Source organism: Vibrio sp. 1249-1, assembly GCF_033340495.1.
The window spans coordinates 1-578 of sequence record NZ_JAWOWJ010000884.1 but is presented as its reverse complement, the minus strand read 5'-3'; the positions used below and the strand labels follow the sequence as shown (position 1 = coordinate 578).

General features: G+C 46.0%; 2 protein-coding genes. Both read left to right on the top strand.

Translation table 11 applies throughout. From position 1 onward, the window contains the following. Positions 1-209: DUF2586 family protein (locus R7Z50_RS29475; protein WP_318150012.1), on the top strand; the 209-nt coding region annotated here is incomplete at its 5' end. 3 nt (positions 210-212) lie between these two features. Next, positions 213-578 (top strand): phage protein (locus R7Z50_RS29470; protein WP_318150011.1); only part of this gene is annotated, 366 nt, incomplete at its 3' end.

Sequence of the window (578 nt, the reverse complement as noted above, 5' to 3'; positions counted from 1 at the left end):
ATATGCGTGATATGTCGAAAACGACAGAAGTTGGTGGCATTACCTTCCCTGGTGAAATCATGCCGCCAGAAGATGGTGACGTTACCATTCAGTGGGTAACCAAAACCAAAGTGTCGATAGGTTTGATGGTTCGCCCTCATAACTGCCCGAAACATATCGTGGTCAACATCGCGCTTGATCTTACTAACCCTGCAGATTTGGAGGCGTAATCCATGAGAATTTCTGGCAAGAACATGCATTTCTCTTTGGGTGACTACAAGCTCAAAGCACAAAAAGTCTCGTTATCCATTACTGATAATTCCGCCGTCAATAAAACCTCTGGTGTGCCAGATGGTTACGTCGACGGAGATGTTGAGGCTAGTGGTGAAATGGAGCTGACCACGCAGCAATTTAACCTACTAAGCAAAGCAGCGAAACAAGCCGGCTCTTGGCGTGGAATGCCTGATTTTGACGCGCTGTTCTACGGCAAGATTGATAAAGATGAGCTCAAAATTGAAGCCTTCGGATGTCGTATCAAAATCTCTGACTTACTTGATGCCGATTCGAATGGAGGTAGTGCATTAGTTCACAAGCTGCCG